This is a genomic window from Anatilimnocola aggregata (genome assembly GCF_007747655.1).
Classification (GTDB): domain Bacteria; phylum Planctomycetota; class Planctomycetia; order Pirellulales; family Pirellulaceae; genus Anatilimnocola; species Anatilimnocola aggregata.
Genome location: NZ_CP036274.1, coordinates 5,518,916 through 5,537,663, shown reverse-complemented (window position 1 = coordinate 5,537,663; position 18,748 = coordinate 5,518,916). Strand labels below are relative to the sequence as shown.

The following is an 18,748-nucleotide window of genomic DNA, read 5'->3' as shown; positions in this document are numbered from 1 at the left end:
ACTAAAGTCATGCTCAGCCACTCCGGCAAGCTTGGCAAGCACGTGAAGCCGCCAGCGAACACCTCCTCGTAGATCTACTTCTTCCTTTCGCAATCCTTGATTACCGCATGAGCTCTTTACCACCCGGATCCGATCCCAACGCTGCTGGTACCATCGAATTCACGTGCAGCGGCTGCGGCCGCTCGCTTAAAGTTCCTGCCTCTGCGGCTGGGCGCAAAGCATCCTGCCCGCAATGCTATGGCGTTGTGCAGGTTCCTGAGGCGAGTACGGTTGCGGCGCAGCCCACATCACCGCCAGTCACTCCGTTTGCGCCACAACCGCCCGCCATGCAACCCGCTGCCTGGAATGCGCCCCCTGCCACGCCGCTGTCGACATTTTCCCCTCCTGCCAGCGGGGCACCAGCGCTCACTCCATTCGCTCAACCAACGCCTCCGCATACTGCACCGGCGGCAGGCATTCACATGTCTCCGCGCGCAGAACCAGGGAGAGAAACCCCCACCAAGAAGCTGTTCGACCGCATTACGCAGGAAATTGGCAAGTTGTATGTCGGACAGGATGAACTAGTCCTGGGAGCCTTGGTCGCGCTCTTTTCGAGCGGGCACGTCTTGATCGAGAGCGTGCCTGGACTGGGTAAGACGCTGTTTGTGCGGACGCTTGGGAAAGTACTCGGTTGCCAGTTTGGGCGGATTCAATTCACTGCGGACTTGATGCCCTCGGATATCACTGGCGCGCCAATTTTCGATATGAAGATTCAGGAGTTCCGCTTTCGTCCCGGGCCCGTCTTTACCCAGTTCCTGCTGGCAGACGAAATCAATCGTGCTCCAGCCAAGACCCACGCGGCCTTGCTCGAAATCATGCAGGAGTATCGCGTCACCATCGATGGTACGAGTCACGTAATCGAGCGACCGTTTTTGGTGCTCGCCACCCAGAATCCGATTGAATCCGAAGGAACTTACAATTTGCCCGAAGCTCAGCTCGATCGCTTCATGTTCAAATTAGTGGTCGACTACCCGCTCGAACAGCAGGAAGCTCAGATTCTGCAAATGCACAGCCAGCAGTTGGACTTGAATGATCGCCTGAAGAATGATTTACAGACGATCACTTCGCCACCTGAGATCCTGCAGACTATTCAGGATAATGCCAAGGTTCGCATTGACCCCCGGCTGATCGACTACATCAATAAGATCGTACGGCGAACGCGCGAATGGCCTCAGTTCCACATGGGCGCATCGCCACGGGCTGGATTGTCGTTAGTTCAAGCTGCCCGCACTTTGGCTGCATTTGCCGGTCGAGATTACGCGGTGCCGGATGATGTCGTACAAATCGCACTTCCCGCACTGCGGCATCGCGTGGTGCTGACTGCCGAAGCAGAAGTGGAAGGACAGAAGATCGATGATCTGCTAACGGAACTGATTCGCTCGGTGGAGGTCCCCCGGATCTAACCGGATCGAACTCATGGATCGCTTGAATCAGCTCCTGACGCAGAACGCCGATTTTCTCAATCAGTACGCCGTGCTGATTGTGGCGCTCGCGGTAGCGCCGCTCGCATTACTTGGCTTTAGCCGGAAAATCTATCCGCATGTGACGCAGATCGCCCTCTTCAGCATTCCGGTGATCCTCACGTTGACGCTGCTGATCGATAAGCGCCTGCTTGCGCTGGTATTAATTATCGATTTGCTGATTCCACTGATCGCTCTGGTCGATTTATTTACGATTCCCCGTCAAAAGCAGCTGAAGGTCGAGCGACAGGCACTTAAAATTGCCTCACTGCAAAAACCACATCGAGTGACGCTGCAGATTTCTAACATCGGCTCGCGTCCGTTCACCGCCTGGGTACGCGACGATATTCCGCAAGAATTCACGGCAGATCCGAAGGAGTTTGTGCTCAAGCTGGGCGCGCAGAGCCGGACGACTGTGCACTACGAGCTGACAGCAAGCCGTCGCGGCGCTTATGCAATGCACTGCGTTCACGTCCGCGTCCGCAGTTGGTTGGGTTTGTGGAAGCGGTTCTATCAATACGATGCTCCGAGCGCGATTCACGTCTATCCAGATATGAAGCAGCTGGCCGAATTTGCCATTCTGGCGCGCACGAACCGTTTGAGCCTTATGGGCGTTCGCCGTACTCGCAAGGTCGGTACCGAGAACGATTTTGAACGATTGCGCGACTATACGCTCGATGACAACTACAAGTTCATTGATTGGCGCGCGAGCGCCCGCCGCAACAAGCTGACAGTGAAGGATTTTCAAACCAGCCAAAGCCAACGGCTGATATTTCTGGTCGATTGCGGACGCCTAATGACCAACCAGGCCGCCGGCATTAGCCTGCTCGATCACGCGCTCAACGCGGTGCTCATGCTCAGCTATGTCGCTCTGCGGCAGGGAGATTCGGTCGGCATGATCTGCTTTGCCGATAAGGTGCTCTCGTTCGTCCCACCGCGCGGCGGCATGAACCAGATGAATCAACTGCTGCATTCATCGTTCGATCGCTTTCCCGAACTGGTTGAATCGCGTTACGACGATGCTTTTCTCTACCTTCACACACACTGCAAGAAGCGGTCGCTGGTAGTTCTGATTACGAACGTGATCGACGAAGTCAATTCGCACCAGATTCAAAGCTATCTCGGTAACGTTGTGGGGCAACATCTGCCCCTCGGAGTGCTGCTGCGGGATCACCATTTGTTCGATGCGGCCGATCGCGACCCACGTTCCGAGGAAGAGTTATTCCGAGGGGCCGCCGCGGCGGAGATTCTCTCGTGGCGGCATCAGGTGCTGCGCGATTTGGAGCACACTGGCGTGTTGAGCCTCGACGTATTTCCCGAGGATATGACCGCGCCCCTCGTGAACCAGTACTTGAACATCAAAGCCCGGCACCTCCTGTAGCACGATCGCGGCTAGCGATATAACAGGACATCTCGTTGCTGCCATCGATTACTCGCCGGAGAACCTAGCGCCGTGTTTTTAGCCGAGCCGCCACGCACCGCGTGGGATCTGAACTTTTCTGTGCTTGGGTTTTCCGTGCGCGTGCATCCATTTTTTTGGCTGATGTGCCTGATGCTGGGTGGAGCTAACGATGCAACGCACATCTTGATGGTAACCGCCATCTTTTTCGGTTCAATCCTGATTCACGAGCTTGGCCATACGTTCATGATGCGGCGCTATGGTCGCGAGGCTCATATCGTGTTGTACGGCATGGGCGGCCTGGCAATTGAAGGTTCGAATAACGAGTATTCCGGCTACTATCATCCACGTGGTGAACGCCGGACTGCGCAAGAGCAAATCTACATTTCGTTGGCGGGCCCAGTGGCTCAGTTGCTTTTGGCGGGCGCGATGTTAGCCCTTGTCAAACTGCTTGGCGGTGAGACTGTCGTAGTGATGCAGCACAAGGTGGTGCCGAATTTTGTAGTACTTCCCTCAGCCCAAATAAGCGCCGAGTTGGCCAGCTTTCTCTTTATTGCCCTGCAAGTGAATGTGGGCTGGGCGCTGATGAATCTGCTGCCGGTCTATCCATTGGACGGCGGGCAGATCGCCATGCAATTATTCATGTTGCGAGATTCTGAGGGAGGGATGGTGCGAGCACTTCAGCTAAGCATCGCAGTGGCCGTTAGCGTGGTGCTCTTCGCACTGGTTACCATGGGTGGAGATGGTTGGTATCTGATGCTGCTGTTCGGATCGCTCGGCGTCTCGAACTACTTTATGTACATGCAGATTTTCGGCCAAGGCGGGCGTGGCGGACGCTGGTAGTTGCATTGCAGTTAAACAACAGCACTAACGCGACTACGAATCGACAACTTGGGCAGCGGCGCTTTCCGCCGTGGCATTTGGGGGCAAAACCTGTTTGCGGTCGATTTCCAGTGCAACCAGGTAAGACTTGAGATTGGCCAACATCTTGCGGGCGCGCTCGAGCACGTCGGACTGGCGGCGATCGCGGCTGCGAACGGGGCGAACCGATACTCGCACGATGGTCCGGTCGGCGATGCCGGTGCGACCACCGAGATTCAGTTTGCCTTCTTCGAACCACATCTCAATCAGGAAGGCGACGGGCCGATCGGAATTGCGGCGCATGTGCGGCGAGTTCTCGCCGTTAATTCGCAGCAAGAGATGCCCTTCTTCGATTTTCTCGACTTCGGCATGGTAGTCGGAAACGAAGCCACGCATTTTCTCGACGACAACGTTCAGCGGCACCGCCGTGGCAAGCGTCCGTTCGAGCAATTGATCGGCTGTTTCGCCGCGGAACCAACTGAACCAACTCCAGGCCTTCGCCGCGGGTTCTTCGGTGCCAGTAAAGCCCGAACCAAGCTGCACGACGCAGTTGCGGCCATTTTCTTTGGCCTGATACAAGCCACGATCCGACCGCCGGAGCATCGTGTCGGTAGTATCGCCACTTTGTAGTTCGGTCACGCCAAAGCTGGCGGTAACACTGCGGCCATTCAAAGCCGGCAATGGCAGTTCGGCAAGTTCGGCGCGAATTTCGTCGGCCTTTCGCGTCGCACTGCTGTTGTCGCAGTCCGAGCACAGCATCACAAATTCTTCGCCGCCGTACCTGGCGACAAGGTCACCCGCGCGGCAGTTTCGACGTAGCAACGCAGCAAAGTTCACAAGTACTTCATCGCCCGCTTGATGGCCGAAAGTGTCGTTGACCTTCTTGAAGTGATCGATATCGCAAATGATCAAGCTGCACGGTAACTGACGCTTCATGTGATCGCTGACGGTCATCGTGAAGAAGCGATCAAACTCAGCGCGATTAGCCACCTGCGTCAAAGGATCGCGAGTGGCCCGCTCGTGCAGGCACTGCACCCGTTGTTCGAGCGTGATCTGAGACGAAGCGTCGTGCAATAGCACTGCAGCGCCGAAGGTAATTCCATTCTTACCGTGTACCGGCACCACATGCGCGTCGACCTCGACCACCTGCTGATTACGCCCGGTGATCGATAGGCGCTTGAGCGTTTGACCACTCTGCCGAATCGCCTGAATGACGGGGCAATCGTCTTCGTCCACCAGTTTGTGACGGTCGTCACGTAAGCTCAGGAGCGAGGGGGACCAATGTTTGTGTTCGATGCTCGAGGCGGCAATGCCGGTAAGGCGCTCGGCTGCCCGATTCCAAAGCACGATGCGAAGAGTACTATCTACGAAGATCACCGCGTCATGCATGTTTTCGAGCAGGCGTTGCTGGAAAACGTGGTCGGCAGATGAGGCGGCTCCTCCCGTCGATTGGGATAGTTGCCAGAACGTATTGACGTGATCGGGATGCAATTGCTTCAACCAGCGTCGAGCGGCACCGCCGTGCAGGCGGACCAGGTCGGCACTCAAGTAGCTGCAGAACTCGCGGACCAGTTGGGGATCGAACTGTACTCCGGCGAACTCAAAGAGTTCGGCTACTGCCCGTTCGCGCGACAAGGCCCGGCGATATACCTGGTCACTGGTCATCGCATCGAAGGCATCGACAATCGACAGAATGCGTGCCCCAAGTGGAAGTTGTTCACTGCGAAGATCGTAGCCCTCGCGACTGCCGTCATACCATGCGCCCGCGTAATGCACGATGTTGAGCATCGGCGGCGACGCAGCACAAGAACGAAGGATCTCAACGCCCATCCGGCGATGTCCTTCGACGACCAAGAACTCATCGCGAGTCAACTTGCCGGGCTTGAGCAGAATGCGGTCGGGGACACCGATCTTGCCGATATCGTGCAGCAATGCCGCTAGTTCGATCTCATCTCGCAATTGATCGGGCAATTGCAGCAGCGAGGCCCAGGATGAACAACCCATCGCCACGCGTAGGGAGTGTGCAGCCGTCGGAGCATGCTTAGCTCGCAGCGCAGAGAACAAGCTGCTACCCAGGCCCAGGCGCACCTGGACCAACTGGTTTTCGAAGGCCTGTTCAACCGAATCGGCCTCCGAGTGATCTGGTTCCAGTTGGTCGATCAGGCTGGAGACTGCCTCCAATCGTGCATCGGCATCGCGCGAAGCAGGGCTCGCGGACGAGTGCGAAGCGCTAGTTGGGTAAGCCTTTTCCATGGAGCAGGGCGAGTTTCTAGGTATGCAGGTGAACGGAGTCTGGCAGTTGCCAAACAAGCACGCCGGTGCCGGGACTTGGAGTGATGTCTATCGAAAGGTAGGGCGCGTAAGGGAAGGGAGCAAACGAAACAGGCGAGTGAACTGATTTCGCAGCCAAAAGCACCCCAGTTGAACGCGAAGAGAGCGATCCTGACGATTGCACCACCAGCCGGCGTCAGGCTTATTACAGGAATGTTATTCAGCGAAACTCATCGGAAAGGGAGTCGGGTGAGCCAAATGGACCCGACTAAGGGCGCAGAATGCGCCCTTGGTGAGAATTCGACTATTAAGAAACCTGCAGTTCCTGCTGTCGACTATCGGCTGATCTGATTTAAGTCAGCAAAGGGGTTTACGCGTTAGTCGATGGGTCTTAATCTGTTCAGCTTGAATTCGACCCGTTGCACCAGGCAACAACTCACGCTGAACTCTCGGGCGACGTGTGATTTGGCGACGGGCCGAAAGACACATGTGTCGGTGGTAGCCGACAGGCGACATGATGTCTTGAGTTCTCGTGACTTTTGTCACCTAGAGGAATTTTTACGATGACGACCCGCTTTTCATGGCTGAGCGAGGGATGCGCGCTAGTAGTTCTCGCCCTCTCCTGTTGCCTGGTTGGCGCGCAAGAGACGCCTGCTCCGGCAAATCCAGGTGCGGACACTCCCGCGGCAGTCCCAGCCGAAACAGCAGCAACTCCTGCTGCTCCGGCACCTACCGTCGAGTCCGTTGATGCAAAGGCCAACTTGGCGCTGATTGCTGGCCACAACGGATGGATGCTGACATCGTCAGCGCTGGTGTTGTTCATGACCGCACCTGGCTTGGCCATGTTTTACAGCGGTCTCGTCCGCAAAAAGAACGTCCTCGGCGTGATGATGCAGTGCGTCTTTCTAATGGGTTTGATGACAGTCCTGTGGGCACTCTACGGTTACTCGCTTTCGTTCGGTGGAACCAACCGGTACATCGGCAACGGTGACTATTTGTTTATGAATGGTGTGCAACGATATTGGGATGAGAAGGCCGGCGCGCCGGTTACACCCATGTTCGCGGAAGGAACTCCCGCTGCCATTCCACGTCTGACGCACATGCTGTTTCAAGGCATGTTCTTTATCATCACTCCCGCCCTCATCTGCGGTGCCTTTGCTGAACGGATGAAGTTCAGCACGATGGTGGTCTTCAGCATTCTTTGGGGCACGCTTGTCTACTGCCCGCTCTGCCACTGGGTTTGGGGTGGGGGGTTTTTAGCCTTCAAGCCAACAGCTGACGTTTCTCAAAGCTTGATGGGCGGAGCTCTCGACTTTGCCGGTGGTGCGGTCGTACACATCTCTTCAGGTGTGTCGGCACTCATTTGTGCATTGGTGATTGGTAAGCGGTTGGGTTTTGGCACCGAACCGATGCCGCCACACAACCTGACCTACACCACACTGGGCGCTGCCATGTTGTGGGTAGGGTGGTTTGGCTTTAACGCCGGCAGCGAACTCGCCAGCGATGAACTCACTTCGAGCGCGTTTGCCGTCACTCACTTCTCGGCCGCTGCTGGCACTTTGGCCTGGGCGCTGATGGAGTGGATCACTCGCGGCAAGCCGAGCGTGCTCGGTGCCTGCTCAGGTGCTGTAGCTGGTCTGGTGGTTATCACGCCAGCTGCTGGTTTCGTTCAGCCGATGCCTGCCCTGATCATGGGCGCAGCGGGCGGCGTTCTGTGCTTTTTTGCTTGCACCAAACTAAAAACGGCCCTGGGTTACGACGATTCGCTGGACGCATTCGGTGTGCACGGCGTAGGCGGCACTCTCGGTGCCATCTTGACTGGCGTATTCGCCACAAAGGCCTGCTGGAATATCGATGGGACCAATCCAATGGGCCTGCTCGAAGGTGCCCCGCGGGTATTGGTGGGGCAAATTGCTGCCACCGCGGTAACTTGGGTTTTCGCTGCGGTAGTGACGTTTATCTTGTTAAAGATCCTCGACGTCACAATGGGCCTCCGCGTCAGCAAGGACGAGGAAATCGAAGGTCTGGACCTCAGCCAGCACGGCGAAGAGGGCTACATCTCGCTCTAACCGCTGGTTAGACTAAGAGTAAGTAGAACAATTCGGGTAGACCAGCCAGACTCGTCTGGTTGGTTCACCCTTTTGCTCAGACCTCTGTTGGCTTTGCGCCGATAAGGTTTGAGCCATCTTCCCGAGTAAAGCCAATCTCAGTCGGCACGAGGCCAAGGGGCGATTTAGTGCTTTGCACAGCTCGCCCTCCAGGAGTAGCAGCATGAAAAAAGTTGAAGCAATCGTTCGGCACTTTAAACTGGAAGACATCAAGAACGCCTTGGCCGAGCGGGGTGTGCATGGCATGACCATTTGCGAAGTGCGTGGTTTTGGTCGCCAAAAGGGCCATACCGAGATGTACCGCGGTACCGAGTACGCGGTCGACTTTGTGCCAAAGGTAAAGATTGAGGTCGTCGTTTCCGATGCTAACTTGCCGCTAGTGCTTGATACGATCATGCGGTCAGCACAAACGGGCCAGATCGGTGACGGCAAGATCTTCGTCCACGAATTGGCCAACGTCATTCGCATTCGTACGGGCGAAACTGGTGAAGACGCGCTCTAATGCGAGTTGCATGGGGATGAGACATTTTCGGCAGTCAACCACTTTGGCGAGACTGCCGGCGAATCACTTCCCATGCGGATCTCTCGCCTTAGTGCCGCAGTCGAAAGCTTGCCCTGCGCATGTCTAGTGGACTACGTTTGCATCCTGCCGTCATTGCAGCCAAAGAACGCCTTACCGAGGTGCGCAGCAAGCTGCGCAGTCAGCACGAAAGTGGCTCACTCGGAGTGCAAGTCTGTACTCACTTTGCCGAGTCACTCGACGAAGTCGTGCTCGATCTGTTTCACGCCGCCGTGGCCGATCTCGATGAGCCACTAAGGCAGTTGGCTGTTGCCGAAAGTTGCGTTGTGGCCCACAGCGGTTTTGGCCGCCGCGAAATGGCCCCGTTCTCCGACATCGATGTGATGTTTCTCCATCGGGCGGCAGATGAAGAGCGATTGGCACCGCTCGTGCGACGCTTTTCTCAGCATCTGTACGATACGGGAATGGAAGTGGGCTTTGCGGCCCGTCATCCCAAACAAGCACTTCAACTCGCCCGGCAAGATGCCACCATTTTCACAGCGCTTTCCGAAGCCAGATTAGTCACCGGCAACACCGAACTCTTTGAAGACTTTCGCCAGAAGTACAGCCGTCAGGCGCGCTGGCATTGGCCAGCGTTGCTTCATACGCTTGAAACAGCTCGCAAAGAAGAGCGATCGAAGTTCGGTGAAACTGTCTTTTTGCTCGAGCCCAACATCAAGCGGTCGCGCGGCGCGCTGCGCGATATTCAACTCATCCGGTGGGTCGGTTTCACGCGTTATGGCGAAAGCGATCCCGAGGCGCTAATGCGCGCTGGAGTGCTGACCAAAGAAGAGTTCAAGCGACTGCGCAACGCTCGCGATTTCCTGCTTTGGCTACGGAACGACTTGCATTTTCAGGCAGACAAAGCGAACGATCTGCTGGAACGTCACGAACAACTTCGAGTCGCCGAACGCCGCAAATACCCAAAGCAGGAAGGTTTGTTGCCGGTCGAGCAGTTCATGCGAGAATACTTCACGCACACTAGCGCAGTTCGCGAGATTGCTGGTAATGTCTGTGCCAATGCTGCACCGCGCCAATGGTGGCGAATTCTTACCGATCCTCTCTTCAGCCACCAGTTCGAAGGTGACTATCGAATTGGTCCGAACACCATTTATGCCACGGGCCGCGGCCTGAAAAAGTTGCGCGGTGATACTTCGCAAGTGCTTCGTCTGCTCGACGTGGCAAACCTCTACAACAAGCGGGTCGATCAAAAAACCTGGCAAGCCATTCGCTTATCGATGGCCACACAACCACCTGTCGATGCCACCGAACCCGTCCCAGATGACGTCGCCAAGCGGTTCCTATCGCTCCTATCGACACCAGGGCAATTGGGCGCTTCCTTGCGCCGCTTGCACGAGTTGCGCGTCCTCGATCGCATCATTCCTGCGATGAGTCACGCGCGAGGTTTATTGCAATTTAATGCGTACCATCGCTATACGGTCGACGAGCATTCTCTACGAACCGTAGAGGCAGTCGCATCGTTTCAACAGCATCCGGGGACGCCTGGCCAGGTTTATCGCAGCTTGCACGACAAACGCATTTTGCACCTGGCCGCCTTGATCCACGATCTTGGCAAAGGATATGTCGAAGATCATAGCGAGCTTGGTTCGCGGCAAGCGATTCAACTCGGCAAGCGACTTCGGTTGCCCTTGTTTGAGACCGAACAACTCAGCTTGTTGGTTCTCAAGCACTTGCGAATGTCTCATTTGGCGCAGCAGCACGATATCAACAACGCGCAAGTCATCGTGCCATTCGCCGCTGAGGTGGGTTCTCCCGAAATGCTCAAAATGTTGTACATCCTCACACTGGCCGATCTGACTGCGGTCGGCCCTGGTGTGTTGAACGATTGGAAGCAGCAACTTCTTACCGATTTGTACGAACATACGCTCACCCTCATCTCAAGCGAATCCCCTGCCGCTCAGGCCAAACAGCGACAAAAGGCCCAGCGCGAAGAGTTGTTGCTTCTCGCCGAACGATATCCCGATCAGCCATGGTGGCAGGAGCAAATTGCCAATCTCCCTTCCTGCTGCCTGTTTGCTGGCCCGTCGGAGCAAGTGATTGGTGAACTCGATCGACTTCGTAATTTGCCGCACCATCAAGCGATGGCCTGGGGGCGATACATTCCCCAGCGCGATGTGGTTGAATACACCGTGGGTACCTACGAAGAAATCACCCCGGGGATCTTTCATCGGCTGACAGGCACGCTCACCAGCCTGCGGCAGCAGATCCTTTCGGCCGAGATCAACACGCTGCGCCGCGGTCTCGTCCTTGATCGCTTCTATGTGCAAGATCAGGATGCGACCGGCGCACCATCGACGCAGCGGATGGATGAAGTAAGCCAGGCCTTAGAATCAGCATTGAAGAACCCCAGCGACAAACCGCCGGTTTTTCGCAAGCTGTGGCACGAACGAAAGCAAGAACAGCAGGCAGTCGTTAAACATTTGCCGACACGAGTAACGTTCGACAACACGACTGCCGAAAATTCGACGATTCTCGCCGTGTTCGCCTACGACCGCATGGGCCTGCTCTACACCATCACGCGTACGCTGTTCGACGTGAATCTGTCGGTCAGTATTTCGCGGATTGGCACACACTTGGACCAGGTTGTGGACGTGTTTTATGTGACCGACCGTGAGCGCGGCGGCAAAATCACCGATCCCGGCTATCTCGCGCACATCCACGAGCGCCTGCTAGCCGAGATTGAAAACCTCGAACAGGGTGCGCCCTAACTAGCCGACTGCTTCGCGGCAGGATTTAGCTCGCTTAGTCCAGCAAAGTAGTTCTTCACGGCCACATCCAAGGCCTTCGTGCTGAGCACGAGTGGCAAGTCGTGAAACTCGCAGAACGTGCGCACTTGTTGCACCAGATCGCGCGGATGGCAGAACCGCAGCGGCCTACCCACTTCGATGTAGTGCTTCGCGAGCAATGCTTCGAACGCATCGTCTCGAAATTCAATCCCTGCTTTCTGGCAGCAGCTTTTCATCAGATCGCGAAAGTCGCGCGGCTGCGGATCGCTGACTTCAATCTTGTAGGGAATCCGCCGCAGAAACGCTTCGTCGACGAGTTTTCCCGGTGGCAAATTGGTGGAGAATACCAACAGTTGGTCAAACGGGACTTGCACCTGCCGGCCAGAAGGGAGCGACAGATAGTCATAACCCTTTTCGAGCGGGACAATCCAGCGATTCAGCAGGTCCGCCGTGCTCATCCGTTGGCGGCCGAAGTCGTCCACCACCAGCGCGCCGCAATTGGCCTTCAATTGCACGGGGGATTCGAGAATTCCGGTTGCTGGATTAAAGACGACTTCCAGCTGCTCCATGCGGAGTTCACCACCAACGATGATCGACGGCCGCTTAATCCGCACCCACCGACGGTCGTAGTGCATCAAGTCGAGCAATGCGCCATTCACGACTGGAGGAGCCTCTTCGTGATTGGCTGGATCGAACAGGCGAATGATCTCGCCAGTGATAGTTACCGTGCGTGGGATCCACACATACTGACCGACCGAACGAATGACGCGTTCGGCGATGCTGGTTTTTCCGTTGCCGGGCTTGCCGAACAGGAACATCGCCTTACTGGCGTGAATGGCCTGGCCAATCTGACTGATCATTGCCGGCGGTAGCAACAGGTCGCTGAAGGCCGCGCACAAGTCGGGAAGTTTCGGCTTCGACTTGCGGACCGACTGCTGTTCGATACTGTTGACGTAGTCCTTCAGCGGAACCGGCGCAGCACCGCAGTAAGTGCAGCGTTCCAAGTAGAAGCGGGCTCGCTTCTCGCCTTCGTCGGTCAGGTCGTATTCAAAGTCACCAACGGTTGCTTGCCCTTTGTAATTCAGCAACATCTGGCTCTTCAAGCTGCGAAGCGCCTCTTGCAAGATGCCGAACGGCAGCTTGATTTGATCTGCAATCCGGCGACCTACGCACGAGCCTGTCGTGAGCAGTTGCTTGAGAATGAGCGACTCAATCTCGGGCAGGGTGAGGCCTGTTTCTTCGAGCGTGGTTGGCTCGGCAGGCAAGAAACGATCGGCCGGAAACGTGGACTTGCCCGGAACCGGCAGGGTCGCTGCAGACGCTGGCATTTCGCTGACGCCCGGCGAATTCTCGGCAGAAATCGACATGATTGGTTCCGGCTACAAAGGATGGAGAGGCGCAGAGATCGCTATTGGAACGTAGCTCATGCGCGGCAATTCGGACTGACATCACGAGTGACAGACCCAATCATTCGCAACCGTAACATACGTTGCTCCGTTGCAATCGCTACGTCCCTATCAATCGACATTTCACTCGAAAGACAATTCGTCCCGCATCTTCGGCCTGCGTGAGCAGTCGCGTGACGTATGTTGAATAAGGATGCCCCCACAGCGACTCATCTCCTCTCACCTTTGAAAACAGCGGCGCATGATTCACGTTAGCCGACTCGAAAAGTCGTATGCCGATTTGCATCAAGGCCCGCGCGTGGCCTTGGCCGGCATTTCTTTTCAGGCGCGCGCCGGAGAGATCTACGGCCTGCTTGGCCCCAACGGCGCCGGCAAAACAACGGCGCTCCGCATCCTTAGTACGGTGCTGCGTCCCACGGGTGGTTCGGCCACCGTGAATGGCAACGACGTCCTCACGCAGCCGTCTCTCGTGCGCCGGCAGATCGGCATCGTCTCCTGCAACACGGCCGTTTATGACCGCATGACAGCCTGGGAAATGGTCGAGTACTTCGGCCGCCTGTATGGCCTGCCAGCCGACGAACTGCGCGAGCGGATGAATCAACTGTTCGAGCGATTGCAGATGAAAGAGATTCGCGATGTGCTCGGCGCGAAGATGTCGACCGGCATGAAGCAGAAGGTCTCCATTGCCCGCGCTCTGGTGCACGATCCGCCGGTTCTCATTTTCGATGAAGCAACGGCTGGCCTCGATGTGCTCGTGGCTCGCGCGCTCCTCAAGACGGTGGCTCACCTGCGCGACATGGGCAAGTGCATCATTTTCTCGACGCACATCATGCGTGAAGTCGAGCGACTGTGCGATCGCATTGCCATCATGCACCGCGGTCGGTTTCTCGCCGAAGGGACTCTCAAAGAACTCGCTGCAATCCATGGCGAGCGCGATCTCGAAGAGCTCTTCTTCCGCCTGATTCAATCTCAGAGTGACGTGCCACTGACGACCAGCCTTCTCAGCAGCCCTGTTGCTACTGCCCCCCTCACCACGTCACCATCGAGTCCCGTATGAGCTGGACCAACATCAGGCTGATCTATCTGCGCGAACTGCGCGACCAGCTGCGCGATCGCCGCACGTTGTTCACCATCGTCATCTTGCCGCTGCTGATGTATCCGCTGCTGGCGATGGTCTGGTGCCAGATGCAACAGTTCTTGAAGGAACAACCTTCGAAGGTCCGCATCGTCGGTGTCGTCAATTTGCCGCAACAGCCAACTCTGCTGGAAAACGGCGAGTTCCCACTTGCTCTCTGCAGCGACAACGAGCGGCGACTGCTCACCTTGCAAATTGATGACAATGCCGCCGTCCCAAGCGAACCACTCACCATCGACGACCTGCGTGAAGCGGCCGAGCGCGACATCAAGTCGGGGCTCTACGATGCCGTCGTTTACTTCCCGCCCGAGTTCGGCAAGAATATCGACCGCTTGCGCCGCGGCAAAGAAGAAACAGCTGCCGATCAATTGCAAGTCACCGATCTGGATGCCATTCCTCAGCCCGAGATCTTTGCCGACTCTGCCAGTGATGCCTCGCGCGTCGCACTCAATCGAGTAGACCTTGTGCTGCGCCGCTGGCGCGAAGTGATGGTGCACGACAATTTGATTCAAAGCGATGTTCCTCTGGGAGCGGCTCGGCCGTTCGAACTAGTTAACACCGATGTTGCCGAAACGTTTCGTCGTCGCGCTGCGATCTGGTCGAAGGTGTTGCCGTTTGTCTTGTTGATCTGGGCGTTAACCGGCGCGTTCTATCCCGCCGTCGATTTGTGCGCGGGCGAGAAAGAACGCGGCACGTTGGAAACGCTCCTTGTGAGTCCCGCTCAGCGCGATGAGATCGTGTGGGGCAAACTCCTCTGCGTTACCACCTTCAGCATGGCGACGTCGTTGCTCAATCTGGTTTGCATGGGACTGACCGGTTCGTTGTTCTTCATGCAGATGGCCTCTAACATGGCATCGCCCATGATGATGGACTTGGGCCCGCCCCCTTTGTCATCGCTCTGCTGGCTCGCGCTGGCACTTGCCCCCATCTCCGCCTTGTTCAGCGCTCTCGCCTTGGCGATTGCCGCCTTCGCTCGTAGCACGAAAGAAGGCCAGTACTATTTGATGCCGCTGCTGCTAGTCAGTTTGCCACTGATGGTCCTGCCACTGCTACCGCAAGTTCGCCTCGATCTTGGCTTCAGCTTGATTCCCGTCACCGGTGTGATGTTGCTCCTGCGGGCCCTCATGGAAGGGCAATACCTCGAAGCGCTCCGTTATAGCCCGTTCGTCATCGGCATCACCGCGCTCTGTTGCTGGCTGTCGATCCGCTGGGCCATTCGACAATTCAATAGCGAAGCCGTCTTGTTCCGCGAAAGCGAACGCTTTGGACTCGGTCTTTGGCTGCGACACTTGGTCCGCGACCGGCAAGATACTCCGTCGCCGGCCGAAGCCATTGCCTGCGGCATTCTCTTGCTCTTCATTCGCTTTATTGCCAGCTTTACGATTCCCATGCCCAGCGACTGGACGCAGTTCGCCGTGACGACGCTCGTCGTGCAGGTCGCTCTCATTGCGACTCCCGCCTGCTTAATGGCCATCATGCTCACGCGCAAGCCGCGGCAAACGCTGCTGCTCCAAGCTCCTTCGTTCTGGTCCACCGTGCCCGCCGCGATGCTCCTGGCAATGCTGCTGCACCCCGCCCTCATGTTGCTCGGTGCGGGCATTCGCGAAGTCTATCCACTTAGCGAAGAAACACTCCGTGCCTTGGCACCGCTCGAATCGTTACTCTCCCACGCTACACTTCCCGAACTGCTGCTCCTTGTCGCCGTGGTTCCGGCCATTTGCGAAGAACTCGCTTTCCGCGGATTCATCCTGTCTGGCCTTCGCCGTCTCGGTCACAAGTGGACGGCCATCGCCATCTGCAGTGTGCTGTTCGGCGTCGCCCACGGTTTGCTCCAACAGTCGCTCGCCGCAGCCGTGGTGGGCATGGTGATTGGCTACATCGCGGTGAAGACCAATAGCTTGCTGCCTGCCATGGCCTATCACTTTGTCCACAATGGACTGGGCGTCCTACACAGCCGCATCACGCCGGAACTGCTCGACCGCTGGTACGTCCTCGACGCCGTCGTATCGATCTCCAACGAAGGGGGCATCGAGTACCGCTGGACCGCCACCGTCATCGCTGCCCTCCTTGGCGTGCTGATTCTGCTATGGATCAAACGGCTCCCTTATCACCCGTGTGCCGAAGAGCGCCTGCAGCAAGCCCTCGCGCGACAATCGGTGCCCGTGCCGACTTAAGGCCGGCCGAGGAAATTTCCGTTATTCGCAACTTGCGCGCAAAGCTCGCATCGCCCGCAAGTCACAATCTGGCAGCGACTTGCCACCCAATCGCTCGTCGTAAGTCTTTACCACGACCGAAAAGTTTCCAAAATCAATTTCCGGTTTGAGAGAGCAGAAGTTGTCTTCAAACCGAGCCGCCGGAAACAGGAACTTTCCGTTATTTTCATTTCTTGCGCGCTTTCAGAACGTTGCCGAACCTGCTGCCCCATAACCACTTGCCGTAATGCGCCTCGTCATAAGTCCTTACCAAGGCTCGGAAACCTGAAAATTCAATTTCCATAATTTCCAAATCGCGTTTGCCCAGCCTCGCCACGCTGCAGCCATCGATTACCCGCCAACAAGCGTGCTGGCTAGGTGAACATCTACGCCATTAATAATATGTTTTAAATTAATACATACGTGCGATATGCGCACGAGTGTCTGCGCCTATCGAACACACTTGCCACCAAACTTACAAAGAGCAGCCCGCAACCATTAGACACCAGACCGTTGACTAGTCCGGTCACGGCACGCAAATCGCTGTATCCATCCATGCTGGCACCTCTTTAGGAGACCCGAAGCGTCAGCGAGGAAAGCGAGCGCGAGGTACGGAAGTGCAAGACTCGCGAAATGCGTTGGGATGACTCGGGCGGTGCCAAAGCGCGGGTAAGAGCGAATGGTCTAGCGGCCGCGACGGCTCTTAACCGCGATCAGCACGCGCCTCGCTCACGCTTCGGGTTTCCTGAAAGGGGGCAAAATTGCGTGTCAGTACCCCGGTCACACTGGCATGAACGCATACCAAATCGCTCCTCGCAAAAAAACATGACCAGCAGCAAGCGACTGGGCGCAGGGCCTGGCTTTGAAGACGGACGAAACCGACAATCGCCGCCACCTTCCCCTCTCCCTCGTTTTCACCCTTGCATCTACAATCGGGCCAATCACTTTTGCCCGTTACGAAAGCAAGGATGGCCATGGCCAAGACCGCGATTACACCGACCCGTGCCGACGATTATCCCGAGTGGTATCAGCAGGTCATCAAGGCGGCTGACCTCGCCGAAAACAGCGATGTCCGCGGCTGCATGGTCATCAAGCCCTGGGGCTGGGGCATTTGGGAGAACATCCAGCGCGTCCTCGACGGCATGTTCAAAGACACCGGCCACGAAAACGCCTATTTCCCGCTGTTCATTCCCCTCAGCTTCTTGCAAAAAGAGGCCGACCACGTCGAAGGCTTTGCCAAGGAATGCGCAGTCGTCACGCACCACCGCTTGCAGCCCGACGCCAACGGCAAGTTGCAACCGGCCAGCCCGCTCGAAGAACCGCTCATCGTTCGGCCCACCAGCGAGACGATCATCGGTGCCATGTACGCCAAATGGGTGCAGTCGTATCGCGACTTGCCAATTCTGATTAATCAATGGGCCAACGTGGTTCGCTGGGAAATGCGCACTCGCCTCTTCCTGCGCACCACCGAGTTCCTCTGGCAGGAAGGTCACACCGCCCACGCCACTGAGGCCGAAGCGCGCGAAGAGACGATGAAGATGCTCGACGTTTATGCCGACTTCGCCGAGAACTACATGGCGATGCCCGTCATCAAAGGCGAGAAGACTGCTGGCGAACGCTTCCCCGGTGCCGTCGCGACGTATTCGATCGAAGCGATGATGCAGGATCGCAAAGCCCTGCAAGCCGGCACCAGCCACTTCCTGGGTCAGAACTTTTCGAAGGCTCAGGGGATCAAGTTTCAGGATCAGAACGGCACCGAGCAACTGGCCTGGACCACTTCGTGGGGTGTATCGACCCGGCTCATCGGCGGGCTGATCATGACTCACAGTGACGACGATGGCCTGGTGCTGCCGCCGAAGCTCGCCCCCAAGCACATCGTGCTGCTCCCCATCTATCGCAACGACGAAGAAAAAGCTGCGGTACTGCCGTACGTGCAAAGCTTGAAGAAAGAACTCGAAGCGCAGCTGTTCGCGGAGACAAAGATTCGGGTGCATATCGACGACCGCGACATCCGCGGCGGCGATAAAGTCTGGTATCACATCAAGCGCGGTGTGCCATTGCGAGCCGAGATCGGCCCCAAAGACATAGCCAAGAACGGCGTCTTTCTCGCCCGCCGCGATACGGGCGAAAAGGCCGGCGTCGAACGGAGCGAACTGGTCGCCACCATCGCCGCCCGCCTGCAAGCCATTCAAGACAACCTGTTTCAAAAGGCCTTGAAGATGCGCGAAGAAAACACGCGCACCATCGATAATCTCGACGAACTACTTGCCTGGTTCACACCCAAGAACGAAAAAGATCCCGAGATTCACGGCGGCTACGCCCTCTGCCACTTCACCGAGAACAAAGAAGTCGACGCGCTCCTCAAGCAGCACAAGCTGACGATCCGCAACATGCCTCTCGGTCTCGAAGATGTTCCCGGCAAGTGCATCTTCACCGGCCAGCCCACCAGCAAGCGGGCGATCATTGCGAAGTCGTATTAGCGGGCGATTGCGCCCACCGGAGCTTGTTCGGGGCGCTCAGTACGCGGTCGCAGCGTTCTGTTCATGGAAGCTCAGTAACTGCAACTCCAGA

At 56.8% G+C, this 18,748-nt stretch carries 11 protein-coding genes; 9 read left to right on the top strand and 2 right to left on the bottom strand.

The features are described from left to right. The first annotated feature begins 107 nt into the window (after positions 1-107). The 3 genes from ETAA8_RS20645 (at position 108) to ETAA8_RS20635 (ending at position 3,741) form a co-directional block, all read left to right on the top strand. A complete protein-coding gene (locus ETAA8_RS20645; protein ID WP_238397442.1) occupies positions 108-1,442 on the top strand; it encodes an AAA family ATPase in 1,335 nt (444 codons plus the stop codon). Positions 1,443-1,455: 13 nt separating this feature from the next. Next, positions 1,456-2,880: a DUF58 domain-containing protein gene (locus tag ETAA8_RS20640; protein WP_145092675.1), complete on the top strand. Its 1,425-nt coding sequence runs from the start codon at positions 1,456-1,458 to the stop codon at positions 2,878-2,880. A 72-nt stretch (positions 2,881-2,952) separates the two neighbouring features. After that, a complete protein-coding gene (locus ETAA8_RS20635; protein ID WP_145092672.1) occupies positions 2,953-3,741 on the top strand; it encodes a metalloprotease in 789 nt (262 codons plus the stop codon). A 33-nt stretch (positions 3,742-3,774) separates the two neighbouring features. On the opposite strand, the gene ETAA8_RS20630 is transcribed toward ETAA8_RS20635, so the two are convergent. Beyond that, complete coding sequence (locus ETAA8_RS20630; protein WP_145092669.1) at positions 3,775-6,012, bottom strand: bifunctional diguanylate cyclase/phosphohydrolase; 2,238 nt, start codon at positions 6,010-6,012, stop codon at positions 3,775-3,777. A 581-nt stretch (positions 6,013-6,593) separates the two neighbouring features. Between ETAA8_RS20630 and ETAA8_RS20625 the strand changes: the two genes are divergently transcribed. The 3 genes from ETAA8_RS20625 (at position 6,594) to glnD (ending at position 11,426) form a co-directional block, all read left to right on the top strand. Then, positions 6,594-8,099 carry an ammonium transporter gene (locus ETAA8_RS20625; RefSeq protein ID WP_145092666.1) on the top strand — a complete coding sequence of 502 codons (1,506 nt, stop codon included), beginning with the start codon at positions 6,594-6,596 and terminating at the stop codon, positions 8,097-8,099. Positions 8,100-8,301: 202 nt separating this feature from the next. Further along, the gene (locus ETAA8_RS20620; RefSeq protein ID WP_145092663.1) at positions 8,302-8,640 is read left to right on the top strand and encodes a P-II family nitrogen regulator; all 339 of its coding nucleotides are present in this window, start codon (positions 8,302-8,304) and stop codon (positions 8,638-8,640) included. 119 nt (positions 8,641-8,759) lie between these two features. Further along, positions 8,760-11,426: a [protein-PII] uridylyltransferase gene (glnD, locus tag ETAA8_RS20615; protein ID WP_145092660.1), complete on the top strand. Its 2,667-nt coding sequence runs from the start codon at positions 8,760-8,762 to the stop codon at positions 11,424-11,426. Here the strand turns inward: glnD and ETAA8_RS20610 are convergent. Next, positions 11,423-12,811, bottom strand: coding sequence for a P-loop NTPase family protein (locus ETAA8_RS20610; protein ID WP_145092658.1), 1,389 nt, complete (start codon positions 12,809-12,811; stop codon positions 11,423-11,425). The genes glnD and ETAA8_RS20610 overlap by 4 nt on opposite strands. 280 nt (positions 12,812-13,091) lie before the next feature. Here ETAA8_RS20610 and ETAA8_RS20605 point away from each other — a divergent pair, with 280 nt between their 5' ends. The 3 genes from ETAA8_RS20605 to proS all read left to right on the top strand — a co-directional run bounded on the left by ETAA8_RS20605 (position 13,092) and on the right by proS (position 18,657). Continuing rightward, complete coding sequence (locus ETAA8_RS20605; RefSeq protein ID WP_145092655.1) at positions 13,092-13,907, top strand: ATP-binding cassette domain-containing protein; 816 nt, start codon at positions 13,092-13,094, stop codon at positions 13,905-13,907. Further along, the gene (locus ETAA8_RS20600; RefSeq protein WP_145092652.1) at positions 13,904-16,159 is read left to right on the top strand and encodes an ABC transporter permease subunit/CPBP intramembrane protease; all 2,256 of its coding nucleotides are present in this window, start codon (positions 13,904-13,906) and stop codon (positions 16,157-16,159) included. Before ETAA8_RS20605 ends, ETAA8_RS20600 begins: the two co-directional genes overlap by 4 nt. Positions 16,160-17,151: 992 nt before the next feature. After that, complete coding sequence (proS, locus tag ETAA8_RS20595) at positions 17,152-18,657, top strand: proline--tRNA ligase (protein WP_145092649.1); 1,506 nt, start codon at positions 17,152-17,154, stop codon at positions 18,655-18,657. The last annotated feature ends 91 nt before the right edge of the window (positions 18,658-18,748 follow it).